This is a genomic window from Streptomyces sp. NPDC002640, assembly GCF_053592575.1.
This window is the reverse complement of the sequence record NZ_JBSFVZ010000017.1, coordinates 22,731-42,626: the sequence shown is the minus strand read 5'-3', so window position 1 is coordinate 42,626 and position 19,896 is coordinate 22,731. Positions and strand designations below refer to the sequence as shown.

General features: G+C 73.9%; 17 protein-coding genes. 10 read left to right on the top strand and 7 right to left on the bottom strand.

The annotated features are described in order from the left end of the window. Positions 1-48: 48 nt before the first annotated feature. Both ACWD3O_RS21920 and ACWD3O_RS21915 read left to right on the top strand, forming a co-directional pair. Positions 49-1,239: a histidine kinase gene (locus tag ACWD3O_RS21920; protein ID WP_451417033.1), complete on the top strand. Its 1,191-nt coding sequence runs from the start codon at positions 49-51 to the stop codon at positions 1,237-1,239. Next, entirely contained in the window at positions 1,236-1,883 is a 648-nt protein-coding gene (locus ACWD3O_RS21915) for a response regulator (protein WP_451409472.1), read from the top strand. The genes ACWD3O_RS21920 and ACWD3O_RS21915 overlap by 4 nt, the downstream gene beginning before the upstream one ends. A gap of 59 nt (positions 1,884-1,942) precedes the next feature. On the opposite strand, the gene ACWD3O_RS21910 is transcribed toward ACWD3O_RS21915, so the two are convergent. From ACWD3O_RS21910 to ACWD3O_RS21885, 6 genes are all read right to left on the bottom strand, one after another. Next, on the bottom strand, positions 1,943-2,893 hold the full coding sequence (locus ACWD3O_RS21910) for a sigma-70 family RNA polymerase sigma factor (protein ID WP_451417032.1): 951 nt from the start codon (positions 2,891-2,893) through the stop codon (positions 1,943-1,945). A gap of 5 nt (positions 2,894-2,898) precedes the next feature. Beyond that, a complete protein-coding gene (locus ACWD3O_RS21905) occupies positions 2,899-4,110 on the bottom strand; it encodes an NAD(P)/FAD-dependent oxidoreductase (RefSeq protein WP_451417031.1) in 1,212 nt (403 codons plus the stop codon). 213 nt (positions 4,111-4,323) lie between these two features. Beyond that, positions 4,324-5,379: a glycoside hydrolase family 11 protein gene (locus ACWD3O_RS21900; RefSeq protein ID WP_451417030.1), complete on the bottom strand. Its 1,056-nt coding sequence runs from the start codon at positions 5,377-5,379 to the stop codon at positions 4,324-4,326. A gap of 524 nt (positions 5,380-5,903) precedes the next feature. Then, a complete protein-coding gene (locus ACWD3O_RS21895) occupies positions 5,904-6,758 on the bottom strand; it encodes a sugar phosphate isomerase/epimerase family protein (protein WP_451409476.1) in 855 nt (284 codons plus the stop codon). Next, positions 6,755-7,915 carry a dihydrodipicolinate synthase family protein gene (locus tag ACWD3O_RS21890; protein ID WP_451417029.1) on the bottom strand — a complete coding sequence of 387 codons (1,161 nt, stop codon included), beginning with the start codon at positions 7,913-7,915 and terminating at the stop codon, positions 6,755-6,757. Before ACWD3O_RS21890 ends, ACWD3O_RS21895 begins: the two co-directional genes overlap by 4 nt. After that, positions 7,912-9,075 carry a Gfo/Idh/MocA family protein gene (locus ACWD3O_RS21885; protein ID WP_451417028.1) on the bottom strand — a complete coding sequence of 388 codons (1,164 nt, stop codon included), beginning with the start codon at positions 9,073-9,075 and terminating at the stop codon, positions 7,912-7,914. Before ACWD3O_RS21885 ends, ACWD3O_RS21890 begins: the two co-directional genes overlap by 4 nt. A 331-nt stretch (positions 9,076-9,406) precedes the next feature. On the opposite strand from ACWD3O_RS21885, the gene ACWD3O_RS21880 reads away from it, so the two are divergent. Next, a complete protein-coding gene (locus tag ACWD3O_RS21880) occupies positions 9,407-10,492 on the top strand; it encodes a LacI family DNA-binding transcriptional regulator (protein ID WP_451417027.1) in 1,086 nt (361 codons plus the stop codon). A gap of 180 nt (positions 10,493-10,672) precedes the next feature. Here ACWD3O_RS21880 and ACWD3O_RS21875 read toward each other — a convergent pair whose 3' ends face one another. Then, complete coding sequence (locus tag ACWD3O_RS21875; protein ID WP_451409480.1) at positions 10,673-11,491, bottom strand: NAD-dependent epimerase/dehydratase family protein; 819 nt, start codon at positions 11,489-11,491, stop codon at positions 10,673-10,675. Positions 11,492-11,737: 246 nt separating this feature from the next. On the opposite strand from ACWD3O_RS21875, the gene ACWD3O_RS21870 reads away from it, so the two are divergent. From ACWD3O_RS21870 to ACWD3O_RS21840, 7 genes are all read left to right on the top strand, one after another. Next, positions 11,738-12,697, top strand: coding sequence for a 5-dehydro-4-deoxyglucarate dehydratase (locus ACWD3O_RS21870; protein WP_451409481.1), 960 nt, complete (start codon positions 11,738-11,740; stop codon positions 12,695-12,697). Further along, positions 12,694-13,884 (top strand): hypothetical protein, encoded by a 1,191-nt coding sequence (locus ACWD3O_RS21865; RefSeq protein ID WP_451417026.1) that lies wholly within the window; start codon positions 12,694-12,696, stop codon positions 13,882-13,884. Before ACWD3O_RS21870 ends, ACWD3O_RS21865 begins: the two co-directional genes overlap by 4 nt. Positions 13,885-14,326: 442 nt before the next feature. Beyond that, complete coding sequence (locus tag ACWD3O_RS21860; protein ID WP_451409483.1) at positions 14,327-14,983, top strand: GntR family transcriptional regulator; 657 nt, start codon at positions 14,327-14,329, stop codon at positions 14,981-14,983. Between the two features lie 62 nt (positions 14,984-15,045). Next, positions 15,046-15,957 carry a dihydrodipicolinate synthase family protein gene (locus tag ACWD3O_RS21855; protein WP_451417025.1) on the top strand — a complete coding sequence of 304 codons (912 nt, stop codon included), beginning with the start codon at positions 15,046-15,048 and terminating at the stop codon, positions 15,955-15,957. After that, positions 15,954-17,822 (top strand): L-arabinonate dehydratase, encoded by a 1,869-nt coding sequence (gene araD / locus ACWD3O_RS21850; RefSeq protein ID WP_451417024.1) that lies wholly within the window; start codon positions 15,954-15,956, stop codon positions 17,820-17,822. Before ACWD3O_RS21855 ends, araD begins: the two co-directional genes overlap by 4 nt. A 210-nt stretch (positions 17,823-18,032) precedes the next feature. Beyond that, the gene (locus ACWD3O_RS21845; protein ID WP_451409486.1) at positions 18,033-18,980 is read left to right on the top strand and encodes a carbohydrate ABC transporter permease; all 948 of its coding nucleotides are present in this window, start codon (positions 18,033-18,035) and stop codon (positions 18,978-18,980) included. Continuing rightward, on the top strand, positions 18,977-19,888 hold the full coding sequence (locus ACWD3O_RS21840) for a carbohydrate ABC transporter permease (protein WP_451417023.1): 912 nt from the start codon (positions 18,977-18,979) through the stop codon (positions 19,886-19,888). Before ACWD3O_RS21845 ends, ACWD3O_RS21840 begins: the two co-directional genes overlap by 4 nt. Positions 19,889-19,896: the final 8 nt, after the last annotated feature.

Sequence of the window (19,896 nt, the reverse complement as noted above, 5' to 3'; positions counted from 1 at the left end):
GACGGCCACCGACGATCCTCAACTCCCCGACGACAGAGGTGAACCAGCGTGAGTCCGAGGCAGCAGGCGGACAGCCGGACGAGCGAGGACCGCGTCCTTCGCTGGAACTCCGCGGGCTGGGTGCTGTTCGGTCTCCTGCCTCCGGCCGTCGCCGCGCTCGACGCGGCGACGGCCCGCCGCACCTGGCTCCTCGGCCTGCTCGCCCTGATCGCGCTCTGCCACGTCCTGGCCTTCGGCCGGCCCCGCAAGCCCGCCCTGGATCCCCGCGTGTACCTGGCCGTCCTCGCCCTCGTCCTCGGCGCGACGTCCTACCTCCTCGACGGCGGGGCGGCCTTCTACACCGTGTCCCTGCCGCAGTTCTGGCTCCTCGGCCGCAGCCCGCGGCAGGCGATCGTCCTCAGCGGGGCCGCGGCCGTCCTCACCGTCCTGGGCGGTGTCCTGGACCAGGGCTGGAGCCCCCAACTGCTCGACGGCAACGACGCGTTCACCGTCGTCGCCTACGCCGCCGGGGTCGGCCTCGGGCTGTGGGCGCACCGTCTGACCGCCCGCAGCGAGGCGCGACAGGCGCAGCTCGCCGCGGAACTGGCGGACAGTCAGGCCGAGTTGGCGGCCGCCTACCAGCGGCAGGGCGCCGCCGAGGAACGCGAGCGGCTGGCCCGGGAGATCCACGACACCCTCGCCCAGGGCTTCGCCTCCATCGTGGTCCTCGCCGAGGCCGCCCGTACGGCCGCCCCCACCGACCCGGCACGCTGCGTCGAGCAGCTCACCTCCATCGAGCGGACGGCCCGCGAGAACCTGGCCGAGGCCCGGGTCCTGGTCGGCGCCGCGCCCGAGAGCGGCGTCGCCGCCGGACCTCCGGCCGCCACCCTGCGCAGAACCCTGGACCGCTTCGTCCAGGACACCGGCCTCGCCGTCACCGCCGAACTCCCCGACGTCGACCTCGACCAGCGCACCCGCGTCGCCCTCCTGCGCTGCACCCAGGAGACCCTCGCCAACGTGCGCAAGCACGCCGGTGCCTCCACCGTCGGCGTGGTCCTCACCGAGGTCCCCGGAGGCGTCGAGCTGGAGATCACCGACGACGGCCGTGGCTTCGTCGTCGAGGAGGCCCGCGGCTTCGGCCTCGACGGCATGCGGCGGCGGCTCGCCGAACTCGACGGCGCCCTGTCCGTCACCAGCTCGCTCGGGGACGGCACCCGCGTCCTCGTCACCCTCCCCACCCAGAGTCAGGACGGCCCATGACCGAGGTCCCGCACGACCGGATCCGCGTGGTGGTGGTCGACGACCACACCGTGATGCGCGCCGGAGTCGTCGCCCTGCTGGCCGGCGAACCGAGCCTGGAGATCGTCGGCGAGGCGGGCGACGGCCGTGCGGGCGTCGGCCTCGTCGAACGGCTCGCCCCCGACGTGGCCCTTCTCGACCTGCGGATGCCGGTCCTCGACGGGGTCGCCGCCACCGCCGAGATCGTCGCCCTGCCCGTGCCCACCCGGGTCCTCATCCTCACCACCTACGACACCGACGCCGAGATCGAACGGGCCGTGGAGGCCGGCGCGGTCGGCTACCTCCTCAAGGACACCACCCGCGAGCAGCTCGCCGACGCCATCCGCTCCGCCGCACGCGGCGAGACCGTCCTGGCGCCCAAGGTCGCCGAACGCCTGGTGGCCCGGATGCGCCGCCCCGAACAGGTCGCGCTCACCGCCCGCGAACGGGAGGTGCTGCGCGCGGTCGCCGACGGGCTGTCCAACGCCGAGATCGGCCGCCGCCTGGTCATCGGCGAGGCCACCGTCAAGACCCACCTGCTGCGGGTCTTCGCCAAGCTGGACGTCAGCGACCGCACCCGCGCCGTGGTGGTCGCCATGGAGCGCGGGCTCCTCGCCGCGCCCTGAGGCCGTCCGCCCACGTGTCCGCCTGTGTGTCCGCCCGCGTGTCCGCGGGCGGACGGCGGTCACCACTCGGCGACGAGCGGGGTGTCCGGGTCCCGCTGCCGCCAGGCCTCGGTGAGGCGGGTGAGGCGGGCGGGGGCGGCGATGCCGCGGACGGTGGCGATCCTGCCGTGCGCGACGTCGAAGGTGACGGAGCCGACGACCTGGTCGCCGACCACCGCCAGCAGGGCGGGGGAGCCGTTGACGAGGGCGAAGTGCAGGGCGGGCGTGCCGCCAGCCAGGCGGCGTTTCGCGGGGGAGGGCCGGAACCCGGCCCGTGCGACCGCGGCGATGCGCCGCGGGGTGTCGAACCGCAGCAGCCTCTTCGCCAGGCCGGCGCCGTCGGAGACCGCCGTCGCGTCGTCGGTGAGCAGGGCCACGAGGCGTTCGGTGCGGCCGGACGAGGCGGCGGCCAGGAACTCCTCGACGATCCGGCGGGCGGTCGCCGGGTCGACCTCGTCGCGGCGGCGGGCGGCGGTGAGGCGTCGGCGGGCCCGGTGGAGGTGCTGCTGGCTGGCGGAGGCGGTGATGTCGAGGACGGCGGCGATCTCGGTGTGGCTGTGCGCGAACGCCTCGCGCAGGACGTAGACGGCCCGCTCCACGGGGGTCAGCTGCTCCATGAGGGTCAGCACCGCCAGGGACACGGACTCCCGCTGCTCGACCGTGTCGGCCGGGCCGAGCAGCGGGTCGCCGTCCAGCAGCGGCTCCGGCAGCCAGGCCCCGGCGCTTCGTTCGCGGCGGACCCGGGCGGAGCGGAGCCGGTCGAGGCACAGGTGGGTGACCACCTTGGTCAGCCAGGCCTCCGGCACCTGGATCCGGCGCCGGTCCGCGGCCTGCCAGCGCAGGAAGGCGTCCTGCACGGCGTCCTCGGCGTCGGCGGCGGAGCCCAGCAGCCGGTAGGCCAGGGAGGCCAGCCGGTTCCGGTTGGCCTCGAACCGGCCGGTGTCGAAGGGGTCCGTGGCGGTGCTGTCCATGCGGGTCACCCTCGTGGCTGGGCGGCGGCGGTCTCGGAGAACGCGCCCGGCGCGGCCGTCAGGCGGTGCCGGCGCTTGGGCAGGCCGTAGGTCGGATGCGCGATCGCCCACAGCGAGACCCTGAGGACGCCCGCCTTGACGCGGACCGCCGCGCGGCCGCCGAGGTACTTGGGCCGGGGCCGGGCCTCGGCGTCGACGGTCTGCAGGATGGCGTCCCCGCGGCCCAGGCTGATGTGGTTGCCCACGTAGGTCAGCTTGGCGTCGGCGATCGGCCGGCCGGTGAGGCGCCCGACGATCGCGTTGGTGGCCTGCTGGGAGGTGGCGCCGGCCGTGGCGCAGGACATCGGCAGCACGAGGCCGTTGTCGCCGACCGCGTAGGCGCTGTCGCCGACGGCGTAGACGTCCGGGTGCGACACCGAGCGCATGGTGCGGTCGACGGCGATCCGGCCGTCCCCGGTGACCTCCAGGCCGGCGGCGGCGGCCAGGGACGGGACCGCGAACCCGGCCGTCCACACGGTGGCGTCCGAGGCCAGGGCGGTGCCGTCGGCGCAGAGCACCCGGGCCGCCTCGACGGCCTCGACGGTGGTGTGCTCCAGGACCGTGACGCCCAGGCGTTCGCAGGCCCGGCGCAGGTGGGCGCGGGCTCCCGGGGAGAGCTGGGCGCCCAGTTCACCGCGGGCGATCAGCGTGACGGACAGGCGGGGCCGGGACTCGGCGATCTCGGTGGCGGTCTCGATGCCGGTGAGGCCGTCGCCGACGACCGCCACCTCGCCGCCCCCGCCCCGCCCGTCCAGGTGGGCGAGACGGTCGCGCAGGCGCAGCGCGGTGGGGCGGGCGGTGACGTGGAAGGCGTGCTCGTCCACGCCCGGCACGCCGCGGTCGTCGACGTGACTGCCGAGCGCGTGGACGAGCGTGTCGTAGGCCAGCTCGACCCCGCCGTCGGCGTCGGCCACGCTGACGGCCCGGCGCCCGAGGTCCACGCCGGTGACCCGGCCGAGGCGCAGGCGCACCCCGGTGCCCGCGAAGAGGTCGGCGAGGCGCGGGGCCGCCACCCGCTGCCCGGCCGCGACCTGGTGCAGCCGCAGCCGCTGGACGAACTCCGGCCCGGCGTTGACGACGGTGATCTCGGTGTCCGCCGGGGACAGGCGACGGGCCAGGCTGCCGGCCGTGAACGTGCCGGCGTACCCGCCGCCGAGGACGACGATGCGGTGCTTCATGGTTTCGCTCCTGTCGGTTCCGGTGCTCTCGGTGATTGAGCGGAGCAGGAGGCCGATTGCTGACAGGAACGGTGTGTGAACTGGGTCACACGCCCCGCGGGTCCGGTCGCGCCGGGCCGGGCCGGGGCGGGGCGGGCGACGGCGACGGCGCGGTGCCGGGGGGCACCGCGCCGAGGCGGGAAGGGGCTGGCCGGGGGCGTGCGGGCCGGCGGGTCAGCCCGCGGTGCAGCTGCCGACGGAGGGGGTCGGGGTGGCGGGGCCGCTCACGGTGAAGCCGAACGAGGTCGACTGGCCGGATCCCAGGGTGCGGTTGTGGCCGGCCGGGGTCACGGTCACCACGTTCCCGCTCCTGCTCATGGTGCCGTTCCAGAGCGAGGTGATCGTCTGGCTGGAGGCCAGCGTCACCGGCACCCGCCAGTTGGTGACGCCGTTGCTGCCCGCCTTGACCGTCACCTCGCCGTTGAAGCCGTTGTTCCACGCGTTGGTGGTGCGGTACGTGGCGCTGCAGGCGCCGGTGCCCGGCGGGGGGCTGGTCGGCGGGGGCGTGGTGGGGGTGCCGCCACCGCCGCCGAGCGTGATGTTCGAGCTGCCGGAGCTCTGGTAGCCCTCGGTCGCCATGATCATGTAGTAGTTGAACGCCCCCATCGGCATCCCGGCGCGCTGCCAGGCGTCGAAGTGGACGCCGGTGTTGATGGTGCCGCTGCTGCGCTTGCTGTTCCGGACGCTCCAGTACTGCTGGAAGGTCTTGGTGCCCTCCACCGACGGCGCGTTGGTCCGCGTCGACTCGTAGATCGTGTACGTGCCGCCGTCGTCGGTGACCGTGCCGCGCTGCTGGCCGGCCGAACCCGGGTTGTACGGACCGTGGTTCTCGACGATGTAGTACTCCACCAGCGGGTTGGAGGTCCACCCGTAGAGCGCCAGGTAGCCGTTGCTGCCGGGGTTGAAGGTGCCGGAGTAGGTCACGGCGCGGCGGCTGCCGTTGGCCCAGCCGAGGCCGCCGACCCAGTTGTTGGTGTTGCTCCACTGGCTGCTGTACTGGCCGGCGGCGCCCAGCGTCATGGAGACGGTGCCCGGGGCGTCGGTCCAGAAGGAGTAGTAGTACCCGTTGTACGTGCCGGTGGAGTTGCTGGTGAGGACCTGGTCGGCGCGCGCGGTACCGGGCAGCAGCAGTCCGGAACCGGCCGCCGCGACCAGTGCCCCGGCACCGCCGAGGACGAACTTCCTGCGGCTGACCGGACGTAAGTCGGACTTCTCGGGGGTCTCGCTCATGCGGGTGTTCCTCCTCGTGGGTGGCGCCGTCGGTGACCGGAGGCACGCCGAGCGCGCCTCGCGCGGGCAGCGACGAGGGCGACAGGGGGGATCGGCCTCACGCCTGCGGCGGTCGGCCGGGGAGCGTCACCACAGTCTTGCGCTGCCCGGGGGATGTCAATGGTTGCGCAATGTTTTCGAAACTCCACGGTGACGTGGTGGTGTGCTTTGACCAGGTCAGCGCGTAGGTGCGTGGGGAGAGGGGTGGGGAGGATAGCCGTCCGACCCCCGGCGGGCCCTCGGTGTCGAAACTTTCGGGGGCTCCCGGAAGGGCTGGGGGGTCGAGCGGGCCGGAGGCCGACGCCGCAGTTCCCGTCAGCCGGCCGCACGACTGTCCGGCCCGGCCCTTCGGTAACCCCTCGAAGCCGGCGATGCCGCACCGCCGGGTGCGAGGGGCACCGGGTTTTCGGCCGGTGCCCCTCGGAACCGCGGTCGCACGCGTGGCGGCGCGTCGGCGTGTGCGCCGTCGGAGCGTGTGCGCCGGGTCAGAGCGCGTGCGCCGTGTACCGCTCCAGGACCTCCGCCAGCACCTCCGCCCCGTCGCGTGCCCAGAGGCCCTCGTTGAAGATCTCCACCTCGACGGGCCCGGTGTACCCGGCCGCGTCGACCAGTTCCCGGAAGCGGCGCAGGTCCACGCTGCCGTCGCCGAGCTGGCCGCGGCCCAGGAGGACTCCGGCGGGCAGCGGGGTGATCCAGTCGGCGAGCTGGAAGGCGGCGATGCGGCCGCCGTCCGGGCCGGCCGCGCCGGCCCGGGCGATCCCCGAGGCCACCGTGTCGTCCCACCAGATGTGGTACGTGTCGACCACCACGCCCACCTCCTCGACGGGGAAGCGTTCGGCGAGGTCCAGGGCCTGGCCCAGGGTGGAGACCACGCAGCGGTCCGAGGCGAACATCGGGTGCAGCGGCTCGATCGCCAGGCGCACCCCGCGCTCCCTGGCGTAGGGGGCGAGTTCGGCCAGCGCCTCCGCGATCCGCTCCCGCGCCCCGTGCAGGTCGCGGTCGCCCGCCGGGAGGCCGCCGGAGACCAGGACCAGGGTGGTCGTGGCGAGGGCGGCCGCCTCGTCGATCGCGGCCCGGTTGTCGTCCAGGGCGGCGGCCCGGGCGTCCGGTTCGGAGGCGGTGAGGAAACCGCCGCGGCACAGGCTGGTGACGGTCAGGCCCGCCTCGCGCACCAGCCGCGCGGCGCGCTCCACGCCGTACTCCTGCACCGGCGCGCGCCACAGGCCGACCTGGGTGACGCCCGCCTTGCCGCAGCCCTCCACCAGCTCGGGCAGCGACCACTGCTTGACGGTCTCCTGGTTGATGCTGAACCGGGCGAGCCCGGTGCCGGTGGCCGTCACTGCTCCACCCCGTACACCGCGAGCAGGTTCCGCATCCGGGACCCGGCGAGCGCCGGGTCGGGGAACAGGCCGATGGTGTCGGCGAGTTCGTAGGCGCGCGCCAGGTGCGGCAGGGAGCGGGCCGACTGCAGGCCGCCCACCATCGCGAAGTGGTCCTGATGGCCCGCGAGCCACGCCAGGAACACCACGCCCGTCTTGTAGAAGCGGGTCGGAGCGGCGAACAGGTGGCGGGCCAGCTCCACCGTCGGGTCGAGGATCTCCCGGAAGCCCGCCGTGTCGCCCGTGTCCAGGACCCGCACCGCCCGCGCGGCCAGCGGTCCCAGCGGGTCGAAGACGCCCAGCAGCGCGTGGCTGAAACCGCGCTCGTCGCCCGCGATCAGCTCCGGGTAGTGGAAGTCGTCCCCGGTGTAACAGCGCACGCCGTCGGGCAGGCGCCGCCGCAGCGCCACCTCCCGCCCGGCGTCCAGCAGGGACACCTTGACGCCGTCGACCTTGTCCGGGTGCGAGGCGACGACCGCCAGGAAGGCCTCGGTGGCCGCGTCCAGGTCGTCGGCGCCCCAATAACCCTCGAGGGCCGGGTCGAACATGGGGCCCAGCCAGTGCAGGACCACCGGCTCGGAGGCCTGCCGCAGCAGCGCCTCGTAGACCTCCAGGTAGTCCTCCGGGCCCTTCGCCGCGGCGGCCAGCGCCCGCGACGCCATCAGCACCGCCTGCGCGCCCGCCTCCTCGACGACGGCGAGCTGCTCCTCGTACGCGGCGCGCACCTCGGCGAGGGTCGCCCCGGGCACGGTGAGCTGGTCGGTGCCCACACCGCAGGCCACGTGCCCGCCGACCGCCTTCGCCTCAGCGGCGCTGCGGCGGATCAGCTCCCGGGCACCCGCCCAGTCCAGGCCCATGCCGCGCTGCGCGGTGTCCATGGCCTCGGCGACGCCCAGCCCGTGCGACCACAGGTGCCGGCGGAAGGCGAGGGTGGCGTCCCAGTCGACGGCGGCCGGGCCGTCCGGGGTGGTGTCGGCGTACGGGTCGGCCACCACGTGCGCGGCGGCCAGGACCGTGCGGGAGACGAGCGGCGCGCCGCCCGCCGCCAGGTCCGCGGGGGACGTGCGCGGGGTGTGGGGGACGGTGCCCCCGCCCGCGCGGGGCAGCAGGATCGTCACAGCGTCAGCTCCGGAACGTCGAGGCGGCGGCCCTCGGCCGAGGAGCGCAGACCCAGCTCGGCGAGCTGCACGCCGCGCGCTCCGGCCAGCAGGTCCCAGGTGTACGGCTCGTCGAGGACCACGTGGCGCAGGAACAGCTCCCACTGCGCCTTGAAGCCGTTGTCGAACTCGGCGCCGGGAGCCAGGTTGTCCGGCACCTCCTGCCACTGGTCGCGGAAGGACTCGGTGACCGGCAGGTCCGGGTTCCACACCGGCTTCGGGGTGGCGGAGCGGTGCTGGACACGGCAGTTCCGCAGCCCCGCGACGGCGGAGCCGTTGGTGCCGTCCACCTGGAACTCGACCAGCTCGTCACGGTTGACCCGCACCGCCCAGGAGGAGTTGATCTGGGCGACGGCCCCGCCCTCGAGCTGGAAGACGCCGTACGCGGCGTCGTCGGCGGTGGCCTCGTAGGGCTTGCCGTGCTCGTCCCAGCGGCGCGGGACGTGGGTGGTGGCCAGGGCCTGCACCGAGGTGACCCGGCCGAAGAGCTCGTGGAGCACGTACTCCCAGTGCGGGAACATGTCGGTGACGATGCCGCCGCCGTCCTCGGCGCGGTAGTTCCAGCTCGGCCGCTGGGCGGCCTGCCAGTCGCCCTCGAAGACCCAGTAGCCGAACTCCCCGCGCACCGACAGGATCTCGCCGAAGAAACCGCCGTCGATCAGGCGCTTCAGCTTGAGCAGGCCCGGCAGGAAGATCTTGTCCTGGACGACGCCGTGCTTGACGCCGGCCTCGCGCGCCAGCCGCGCCAGGTCCAGAGCGCTCTCCAGGGAGGTCGCGGTGGGCTTCTCGACGTACAGGTGCTTGCCGGCGGCGATGGCCTTCTTCACGGCCTCGACGCGGGCGGAGGTGATCTGCGCGTCGAAGTAGATCTCGACGGTGTCGTCGGCGAGGACGGCGTCCAGGTCGGTGGACCACTCGGTCAGGGAGTGCCGTTCGGCCATCTCGCGCAGGGCGTGCTCCCGGCGGCCGACGAGGACGGGCTCGGGCCACAGCACCGTGCCGTCGCCCAGGTCGAGGCCGCCCTGCTCCCGCAGGGCCAGGACGGAACGGACCAGGTGCTGGCGGTATCCCATCCGTCCGGTGACGCCGTTCATGGCGATCCGCACAGTTCTGCGTGTCACGGGCTTCCTTCCGAGGTGGGGCGGGACGGTTCCGGCCGGGCCGCGCGCCGAGCGGGCGGGACCAACGGGTCGAAGCGGACGGAACCGGGGGACCCGGTCGTGGTCAGCGCCGTAGAAAGCGCTTTCTACAGGGGTACGCTAGCGACCGGTCGCGGATCCGTACAGAGGGAGCGGCAGAAGGAACCGGGCCGGACCTCGCCGGGGCCCGCGATGATGGGACGATCACCCGGAGCGCCGGGGCCGGGGGAACCGCCCCCGTTCCCGCACCACCGGCCGGGGGAACCGCCCCCGCTCCCGCACCACCACGACCCGCCGACGCCTGGAGGGCCCCATGGCTGTGACCTTGTCGGACGTGGCGAACCGCGCCAACGTCTCGCCCGCCACGGTCTCCCGCGTGCTGAACGGCAACTACCCCGTCGCCGCCGCCACCAGGGAACGCGTGCTGCGCGCCGTCGACGAGCTGGACTACGTGCTCAACGGGCCGGCCAGCTCCCTCGCCGCCGCCACCTCCGACCTGGTCGGCATCCTGGTCAACGACATCGCCGACCCCTTCTTCGGGATCATGGCCTCGGCCGCGCAGTCCGAGATGGTGGGCCTCGACGCGGACGGGAACGGGACGGGGCGGGCCGGCGGCGAGAAACTGGCCGTCGTCTGCAACACCGGCGGCTCGCCGGACCGCGAACTCACCTACCTGACCCTCCTCCAGCGCCAGCGGGCCGCCGCCGTCCTGCTGACCGGCGACACCGTCGACGACCCGGCCCACTCGGCGGCGGTCGCGGCGAAGCTCGCGCGGCTCGCGGAGGGCGGGACGCGGGTGGTGCTGTGCGGGCGCCCGTCGCCCGCCGCGCACCCGGACGCCGTGCTCGCCGCGCTCCCGTTCGACAACCGGGGCGGGGCCCGCGCCCTCACCGCCCACCTGCTGGAGCTCGGCCACCGGCGGATCGGCCACGTCGCGGGCCCCGCCGAGCGCACCACCACCCGTCACCGCCTGGAGGGCCACCGCGAGGCGCTGGCCGCCGCGGGCCTCGGCGACGCGGAGGACCACGAGCGGCTCACCGTGCACGGGTCGTACGACCGGCTCTCCGGCCACCGGGCCGCGCGTGAACTGCTCGCCCGTGAGCCGGACCTGACGGCGATCGTGGCCGCCAACGACACGGTGGCGCTCGGCGTCTGCGCGGCCCTGCGGGAGGCCGGGCTGCGGATCCCCGAGGACGTCTCGGTGGCCGGCTTCGACGACCTGCCCTTCAGCGCGGACGCCGTGCCCGCGCTCACCACCGTCCGGCTGTCGCTGCAGGAGGCCGGGGCGCGGGCCGGGCGGCTGGCGCTCGGCAGGGAGGAACCGCCCGCCTCGGGCGTGGCCGGGATCGGCGCGGAACTCGTCGTGCGGGCCTCGACGGCCGCGCCGAGGAAGGGCTGAACCGACGCCGCCGGGGCCGCGCGGGCGGGGCCGACGTGCGCGGGGCAGCGCCGGGCGGCCGGCGCGGGCGAGGCCGTCGTGCCGGGCGGCCGTCGTGCGCGGGGCCGTGCCGGGCGGTGGTGTGGTCACGGCCGTCGTGCCGGGCGGCCGGCGCCGCCCGGGCCGCGCCGGGTGGTCGGTTCAGTGCGGCCAGATCGGCGGGTTGGTGGTGAAGTGCCCGCCGAGCAGCCCCTGTTCGGGGTTGTCCCGGTCGAGCTCGCCCTGCTCGGCGATCAGCTTGGCGGCAAACCGCTCGGAGTCGTCCTGCGGCTCGTAGCCGAGCGCCCGCGCGGAGGAGAGGTCCCACCACAGACGGGTGTTGTCGGAGCTGCCGTAGACCACGGTGTGGCCGACGTTCTCGGCGGTCAGCGCGGCGTGGAAGAGCCGCGCGCCGTCGGCGGGGCTCATCCACACCGACAGCATCCGCACCGTGGTGGGCTCGGGGAAGCAGGAGCCGATGCGGACGGACACGGTCTCCAGGCCGTGCCGCTCCCAGTACAGCTGCGCCAGGTCCTCGCCGAACGACTTGGACAGGCCGTAGAAGGTGTCGGGGCGGCGCGGGGTGTTCACGGGGATCAGCGGGGCGCCCTCGCGCGGGGCCGGCGTGTAGCCGACGGCGTGGTTGCTGGAGGCGAACACGACGCGGGAGACGCCCTCCTCGCGGGCCGCCTCGTAGAGGTGGTAGGTGCCCTCGATGTTGGCGCGCAGGATCTTCTCGAAGGTCGACTCCAGGGAGATGCCCGCGAGGTGGAGGACCGCGTCCGTGCCGCGCACGGCCTCGCGCAGCGCCGCCCGGTCCGCCAGGTCGGCGGTGACCACCTCCTCGGTGTCCCGGACGTCCTTGACCGGCATCACGTCCAGCAGGCGCAGGCTGTACCCGTACTGCGGCAGCAACTCCCGCATCAGGGTGCCGAGTCCGCCCGCGGCACCGGTGAGCAGGAGGGAGCGGGGAGCGGGCATGGCGTTCTCCTCGGGTGGATCACGGAACCGACGGATCCGGCTGGTCGGCTGGTCTGCATCCATGGACGGTGTTCACGGACGTGCGCACGCTAGGGAGTGGATCGACGTGCCGTCAAGTGTGCGCGTAATCGCTTGTCTTGACCGGGAATGGCGGCTGCCCTAGCGTGACCGGCGTTCAGAAATATAAACATCGGTCAGGTGCATGTACGTCGCTGTCGCGCCACCGTCCGTCGTCCAGGGAGTCCCGTGACCTCAGCCTCACCGACCTCGACCCCTCTCAGCGCCCGGTTCGACGGTGTGCTGTTCTTCCCCGTCACCCCGTACGGGCCGGACGGCGCCGTCGACATCGACGCGTTCCGCGCGCATGTGCGGGACGGCATCGACGCCGGCGCCGCCGGTGTCTTCGCGTGCTGCGGCACCGGCGAGTTCCACGCCCTGACGCCCGAGGAGTTCCAGGCCTGCGTCGCCGCGGCGGTGGCCGAGGCGGCCGGACGGGTGCCGGTCCTCGCGGGCGCCGGGTACGGCACCGCGCTGGCGATCCGGTACGCCCGCCTCGCCGAGGAGGCGGGCGCCGACGGGCTGCTCGCCATGCCGCCGTACCTCGTCGTGGCCGACCAGCGCGGGCTGGAGGCCCACTACACGGCGCTGGCGGACGCCACCTCCCTCGACGTGATCGTCTACCAGCGCGACAACGCGATCCTCGCGCCCGAGACGGTGGCCCGGCTCGCGGCCCACCCGCGGATCGTCGGACTGAAGGACGGCGCGGGCGACCTCGACCTGATGCAGCGGATCGTCAGCGCCGTGCGCACCGAACGGCCCGACGAGGACTTCCTCTACTTCAACGGGCTGCCCACGGCGGAGCTCACCGCGCTCGCCTACCGGGGCGTGGGCGTCACGCTCTACTCGTCGGCCGTCTTCTGCTTCGCCCCGGAGATCGCCGTGGCCTTCCACCGGGCGCTGACCGGTGGGGACGACGCCACGGTCAACCGGCTCATCGACGGCTTCTACCGGCCGCTGGTCGAACTCCGCGCGCAGGGACGCGGATACGCCGTCTCGCTGGTGAAGGCGGGCGTGCGGCTGCGCGGACGGGACGTGGGGGAGGTCCGGCCACCGCTGAGCGAACCCGCCGCCGCGCACGTCAAGGAGCTGGCCGACATCGTCACCCGCGGGTACGCCCTGCTGCCGGACGAGAGGAGCGAGGGGTGAGGGCCTCGGCGTTCCTGTACCCGTGGGACGTCGTCGGCGACCCGGAGGCCGCCGGGCGGACCGCCGCCCTGGGGGTTGACCAGGTCACCCTGGCCTCCGCCTACCACTCCACCCGCGCGCTGACCCCGCGGCACCCGGCCCACCGGGTGGTCACCGCCGAGCACGCGGCCGTCCTCTACCCGCCGGAACCCGGACGCTGGGAGGGGCGGGAACTGAGGCCGTACCCCGCCGGCGACTGGGCCCCGGCCGGGGACGACCCCTTCGGCCAGGCCGCCGCGGCACTCGCCGACGCGGGCCTGGAGGTGCACAGTTGGGTGGTCCTCGCCCACAACTCCCGCATGGGCGCCGAGCATCCGGACGTCTGCGTGGTCAACGCCTACGGCGACCGCTACCCGTGGGCGCCGTGCATCGCCCGGCCGGCGGTCCGCGCGTACCTCGCCGACCTCGCCGCCGAGGCCGCCGTACGGCCCGGGGCCGCGGGCACCGAGCTCGAGTCCTGCGGGTGGTACGGGTTCGCGCACCTGCACGCGCACGACAAGGTCGGCGGGGTCGGGCTCGGGGACGCCGCCCAGTACCTGATGTCGCTGTGCTTCTGCGCGGACTGCCGCGACGGGTACGCGGAGGAGGGGCTGGACGCGGGGGAGCTGGCCGCGCTGGTGCGGCGCGCGCTGGAACCCGTGTGGACGGCGGGGGGCTCCGGCGCCGCCGGGTGGCCGGAGGTGGAGAAACTGCTCGGCGCCGGTCCCGCCGCGGCCACGCTCGCCTGGCGGACGCGGGTGGCGCGGGCCGCGCAGGAGGAGGCCGTCGGCGCGGTGCGGGCCGCCGCGCCGCCCGGCTTCCGGGTGCTGCTCCACGCGGACCCGGCGCCCTACCGGTGCGGGGCCAATGCCGGGGTGGACCCGGGCCACGTCCTGGGCGTCGCGGACGGGGTCGTGCTGCCCTGCACGGGCGGTGCGGCCGCGCGGGAGGCGGTTCTCCGGCCTTTCGTACCGCACTGGGGTGAGGGCGCGGTGCTCGCCGCGAACCTCACGGTCGTCTCCGGGATGGGCGGCAACCCCGCGGGGCTCGCCGCCGACGCGGCCCACGCGGCGTCGCTGGGCGCCACGGAGCTGCGGCTCTACCACGCGGGCCTCGCCTCGGACGCGGACCTGCGGGTCGTCGCGGAACAACTCACCGCGCTCGACTGACCGTCCGGGGCCGCAAGGGCCACCACCCTCACACAGGTCGGCCGGGGGCGGCCTGTGGGTGGCCCCACCTCCCCTCCCCTCCCCTGCCCGCGCGGGGGAGGGGAGGGGCTTCGCCCGTTGCCCCCGAGGGCCGGTCGCCGCGGCCCGTCCCGTCGTCGGCCACGAGGGCAGCGAGCCGCTCGATCCCCTGTCGGCCGGCCGCCAGGCCTGCCTGACACGTCGCGACCAGGGACCCCGTCCGCGTCGCCGTGCACGCCCATCAGCGCCGTCCGTCGGACGTGAGCGCCACCTCGTCCTGCGGTCCCCGCGCCCAACTCGGCGCGGCCCCGCGGAATTTCCTTGTTCGAAGCATTGACGAAACACAGGCACGGTCCTAGCTTCGTCGCGTCGTACTTCGTACGTCATATATGAGACGTGATACGTCGGATACGAAAGAGACCCCATGGCCTTCGCCGCCCCCAGTCCCATCCCCTCCCGCACCCAGTACGTGCTGGACGCGATCAAGCACGGCATCCTGACCGGGCAACTGCTGCCCGGGCAGGCGCTGGTGGAGGCGGAGCTCGCCGGGCGGTTCGGGGTGTCCAAGACGCCCGTGCGGGAGGCGCTGAAGACGCTCGCGGGAACCGGGCTCGTGGTGATGAGCCAGTACAAGGGCGTCACCGTGCGCGAGGTGGACGCGGCGATGGCGCGCGAGGTGTACGACGTCCGGCTGCTGCTGGAGCCCGAGGCGTTGCGGCGGACCATCACGCGCCAGGTGTCCCTGGACACCGCCGCGGAGGCCCTGATGCGGGCCGACGAGGCGGAGGACACCGCCCAACGGAGCCTCGCCAACCGGGAGTTCCACCGCTCGCTCTACCTGCCGTGCGGCAACCCGCTGCTCGCGCGGATGCTCGACGAGGTCCGCGACCAGGCCGCGCTCGTGTCGGCCGTGGTGTGGGGTGCCATCCCCTCCTGGGAGCGGGAGGCCGCCGAGCACCGGGAGATCCTCCGGCTGGCCCGGGCCGGCGACGCCGACGGGGCGGCCCGCGCCCTGCACGCCCACATCGCCTCGTTCGTGGACCGGGCCTTCCCCGGCCCCGAGGAGGGCGACGGCAGGTGACAGGGAAGGGCCAGGCCGAGCAGGTGCACGGACATCGTCACGGAGAAGAAAGGGCGGCCTCGATGGCGCACGCGGACCACACTCCCCTCAGAACGGCACTCGCCGACGTCGTCGCGATCCCCACGACGCCCTTCGCGGCGGACGGCGGGATCGACCTCGCGGCCCACCGGGTGCTGCTGCGCCGGCTGCTCGACGCGGGCGTGCGCACCCTCACCCCGAACGGCAACACCGGGGAGTTCTACGCGCTGACCCCCGAGGAGCGGCGCACCGTCACCGAGGTGACCATCGAGGAGGCGGGCGACCGGGCGACGGTCCTGGTGGGCGTCGGGCACGACGTGCCGACCGCCGTGGCCGCCGCCGTCCACGCCCGCGAGGCGGGCGCGGGCATGGTGATGGTGCACCAGCCCGTGCACCCGTACGTGTCACGGGACGGCTGGATCGGCTACCACCGCGCCGTCGCCGAGGCGGTGCCCGAACTGGGCGTCGTGCCGTACATCCGCAACCCGCACCTGGACGGCGAGGCCCTCGCCGAACTGGGCGCGAGCTGCCCGAACGTGATCGGCGTCAAGTACGCCGTGCCGGACGCCGCGCGCTTCGCCGCCTTCGCCCGGGACGCCGGCCTGGACCGCTTCGTGTGGATCGCCGGCCTCGCCGAGCTGTACGCCCCCTCCTACTGGGCGGGCGGGGCCACCGGCTTCACCTCCGGCCTGGTCAACGTCGCCCCGGGCATCTCGCTGGCGATGCTGGAGTCGCTGCGGGACGGGGACCTCCAGGGCGCCATGAAGGTGTGGGAGCAGATCCGCCCCTTCGAGGAGCTGCGCGCGGACCGGCAGTCCGCGGACAACGTCAGCGTCGTCAAGGAGGCGCTCGCCGTCCTGGGCCTGTGCCGCCGCGAGGTCCGCCCGCCCAGCCACGAGATCACCGAGGAACGCCGCGCCGCCGTCGCCGCGCTGGTGCAGGGGTGGGGCATATGAACGCCCGGCCCACGGACAACCGGCCCACGGACCCCCGGCCCACGGACCCCCGGCCCACGGACCCCCGGCCCACGGACCCCCGGCCCACGGACAACCGGCCCACGGACACCGCGCCCCAGGCGGCCCGGCCCAGGACCGTCCGCCCCGAGGACCTCCGCAGCCACCGCTGGTACGGCGACTCGGTCTCCTCCGGCGGCGTCCGCACCTTCAGCCACCGCGCCCGCACCCGCCAGCTCGGCTACCTGCCCGAGGAGCACCTCGGCAAGCCCGTCGTCGCGGTCCTCAACACCTGGTCCGACATCAACCCCTGCCACGTCCACCTGCGCGAGCGCGCCCAGGCGGTCAAGCGGGGGGTGTGGCAGGCGGGCGGCTTCCCGCTGGAGTTCCCGGTGGCCACGCTGTCGGAGACGTTCCAGAAGCCGACCCCGATGCTCTACCGGAACCTCCTCGCCATGGAGACGGAGGAGCTGCTGCGGTCCTACCCGGTGGACGGCGCCGTGCTCCTCGGCGGCTGCGACAAGACCACGCCCGCGCTGCTCATGGGCGCGGCCAGCGCCGACCTGCCCGCCGTGTTCGTCCCGGCCGGCCCCATGCTGCCGGGCCACTGGCGCAAGGAGGTCCTCGGCAGCGGCACCGACATGTGGAAGTACTGGGACCAGCGGCGCACCGGCGAGATCGGCGACACCGAGCTCGGCGAGCTGGAGAACGGACTGGCCCGCTCGCCCGGCCACTGCATGACCATGGGCACCGCCTCCACCCTCACCGCCGCCGCCGAGGTGCTCGGCATGACGATGCCCGGCGCCTCGTCGATCCCCGCCGTCGACTCCGGCCACGAGCGGATGGCCGCGGCCGCCGGCGCCCGCATCGTCGACATGATCCTGGAGGACGTCAAGCCGTCGACGATCCTCACCCGGGAGGCGTACGAGGACGCGGTCGCCACCGTCCTCGCGCTCGGCGGATCGACCAACGCCGTCATCCACCTGATCGCCATGGCGGGCCGCTCCGGCGTCACGCTCACCCTCGACGACTTCGACCGGATCGCCCGGACCGTGCCCGTCCTCGCCAACCTGCGCCCCGGCGGGGCGTACCTGATGGAGGACTTCCACTTCGCGGGCGGCCTGCCCGGCTTCCTCACCCGCATCGCCGACGTCCTCCACCTGGAGCGGCCCACCGCGGCCCACGTGACGCTCCGCGCCCAGCTGGACGGCGCCCAGGTCCACGACGACCAGGTCATCCGCCCGCGCAGCAAGCCCCTGGCCGACGAGGGCGGGGTCGCGGTCCTGCGCGGCAACCTCTGCCCCGACGGCGCCGTGATCAAGCACATCGCCGCCGAACCGCACCTGCTGCGCCACACCGGGCCGGCCGTCGTCTTCGACGACTACCGCACCCTGCAGCGCACCATCGACGACCCCGCGCTCGGCATCACCGCCGACCACGTGCTGGTGCTGCGCAACGCGGGCCCGCAGGGCGGTCCCGGAATGCCGGAGTACGGGATGCTGCCCATCCCCGAGTACCTCCTCAAGGAGGGCGTGCGGGACATGGTCCGCATCTCCGACGCCCGGATGAGCGGCACCAGTTACGGCGCCTGCGTGCTGCACGTGGCGCCCGAGTCGTACGTCGGCGGCCCGCTCGCCCTGGTGCGCACCGGCGACCTGATCACCCTCGACGTCCCGGCCCGCACCCTGCGCCTGGAGGTCGACGACGCCGAACTGGAACGCCGCCGCGCCGCCTGGACGCCCCCGCCGAAGCGGTGGGAACGCGGCTACGGCGCGCTGTACCAGGAGGAGATCACCCAGGCCGACACCGGCTGCGACTTCGGCTTCCTGTCCCGCCCTGGGAAGGTGCCCGAACCCTACGCCGGCTGAGCCGCCGCCGGCCGGCCGCGCCCTGGGGCCCCGGCCGGCGGCGCACCACCCCACCTCCCGGGGACTTTTCGCACGGCGTCGAGCAAGCGCTTTCTACGGCGCTCCCCGCTCACGCCCCCACGGGCCGACCAGGCCTGACGGCCGACCAGGCCGACCGGGCCCGCATGCCCGCACCACGCACGACCGCCAGTGAGAACGGAGACAGAGGTCATGGCCCCAGCAGCAGCCGCAGCCGTGGCGAAGACACCCCGGGGCGCGCCCGGGCGGCGGAGGACCGGCAGCAGCACACCGCGCCACCTGCCGTACCTGCTGATCGCCCCCGCGGGGCTGCTCATGCTGGGGTTCATCGCCTACCCGGTCATCAGCGTCTTCTACTACAGCCTCCAGCACTACAACGTCACCAAGCCCTGGCGGAACGGCTTCGCCGGCTTCGACAACTTCGTCCGCGTCTTCACCGACGACCCGCTGTTCCGCGAATCCCTGGTGTTCAGCGCCAAATGGGTCGTCACCGAGGTCTCGCTGCAGCTCGTCCTCGGCCTGGCGCTGGCCCTGCTGGTCAACCAGACGTTCGTCGGACGCGGCATCGCCCGCGCCCTGGTGTTCTCCCCGTGGGCCGTCTCCGGAGTGCTGACGACCACCATCTGGATGCTGCTCTACAACCCGTCCACCGGGGTGAGCCGCTACCTGGCGGACGCCGGCATCGGCACCTACGGCACCTCCGTGCTGTCCGACACCGGCACCGTCTTCTGGGCCGCGGTCCTCACCGAACTCTGGCGCGGCGTCCCCTTCTTCGCGATCCTCATCCTCGCCGACCTCCAGTCCGTCCCCAAGGACCTCTACGAGGCGGCCTCGGTCGACGGCGCGGGCCGGATGCGGCAGTTCGTGCACATCACCCTGCCGCACCTGAAGGACGCGATCATCCTCTCCACGCTGCTGCGCGCCGTGTGGGAGTTCAACAACGTCGACCTGCTCTACACCCTGACCGGCGGCGGTCCCGCGGGCGTCACCACCACGCTCCCGCTGTACGTCGCCAACACGGGCATCGAGGGACACGACTTCGGCTACGCCTCCGCGCTGACCACCGTGGCCTTCGTGATCCTCCTGTTCTGCTCCATCCTCTACCTGCGTCTGAGCAAGTTCGGAGGCGACTCCCGGTGACCGCCGCACTCACCGAGCAGGGCGCGCGCACCGCGCCCCCGTCCGACACCCCCGTCGTCCCGCCGACCGCGGGCCGCCGCCGCCGGCGCAACCGCGCCGTCGACGACGTGCCGCGCTGGCAGATCCACCTGCCGCTGGGGCTCTACCTGCTCTTCACCCTGGTGCCGTTCTACTGGATGCTGCTCTTCGCGCTGCGGCCCGCGGGATCGACCTCGCTGGTGCCCTGGCCGATGACCTTCGAGCACTTCGAGAAGGTCTGGAACGAGCGCAGCTTCGCCGTCTTCTTCCAGAACAGCATGCTGGTCGGCGTCGCCACGCTGATCGCGACCACGCTGATCGCCCTCTCCGGCGGCTACGCGCTGGCCCGCTTCAACTTCCGGGTGAAGAACGCCTTCATGCTGGCGCTGCTGTGCTCGCAGTTCATCCCCGGCGCGCTGATGCTGGTGCCGCTCTTCGAGATCTTCCGCAACCTCCGGATGATCAACTCCCTGGAGAGCGTGATCATCGCCGAGACGGTGTTCCAGCTGCCGCTGTCGATGATCCTCATCAGCGGCTTCATCAAGAACGTGCCGGTGTCCCTGGAGGAGGCCGCCTGGGTCGACGGCTGCTCACGGTTCCGCGCCTTCCGCGCCGTGGTGCTCCCGCTGCTGCGCCCGGGACTGATCGCCGTCGGGTCGTTCGCCTTCGTGCACAGCTGGAACCACTTCCTGTTCGCGCTGATGTTCCTGAGCGAGCAGGAGAAGCAGACGATCCCCGTCGGCCTCAACACCCTCATCGGCGCCGACAGCGTGGACCTCGGAGCGCTCGCCGCGGGTGGCGTGATCGCCGCGGTGCCCGTCGTCCTGGTCTTCGCCTTCATCCAGAAGTGGCTGATCACCGGCTTCAGCGCCGGCGCCGTCAAGGGCTGACCCCCTGG

Coding starts and splice junctions, on each gene's coding strand:
- araD (WP_451417024.1), top strand. CDS start 15,954: ATGAACGCCCGGCCCACGGACAACCGGCCCACGGACCCCCGGCCCACG.
- ACWD3O_RS21875 (WP_451409480.1), bottom strand. CDS start 11,491: ATGCCCGCTCCCCGCTCCCTCCTGCTCACCGGTGCCGCGGGCGGACTC.
- ACWD3O_RS21900 (WP_451417030.1), bottom strand. CDS start 5,379: ATGAGCGAGACCCCCGAGAAGTCCGACTTACGTCCGGTCAGCCGCAGG.
- ACWD3O_RS21860 (WP_451409483.1), top strand. CDS start 14,327: ATGGCCTTCGCCGCCCCCAGTCCCATCCCCTCCCGCACCCAGTACGTG.
- ACWD3O_RS21845 (WP_451409486.1), top strand. CDS start 18,033: ATGGCCCCAGCAGCAGCCGCAGCCGTGGCGAAGACACCCCGGGGCGCG.
- ACWD3O_RS21855 (WP_451417025.1), top strand. CDS start 15,046: ATGGCGCACGCGGACCACACTCCCCTCAGAACGGCACTCGCCGACGTC.
- ACWD3O_RS21905 (WP_451417031.1), bottom strand. CDS start 4,110: ATGAAGCACCGCATCGTCGTCCTCGGCGGCGGGTACGCCGGCACGTTC.
- ACWD3O_RS21915 (WP_451409472.1), top strand. CDS start 1,236: ATGACCGAGGTCCCGCACGACCGGATCCGCGTGGTGGTGGTCGACGAC.
- ACWD3O_RS21910 (WP_451417032.1), bottom strand. CDS start 2,893: ATGGACAGCACCGCCACGGACCCCTTCGACACCGGCCGGTTCGAGGCC.
- ACWD3O_RS21880 (WP_451417027.1), top strand. CDS start 9,407: ATGGCTGTGACCTTGTCGGACGTGGCGAACCGCGCCAACGTCTCGCCC.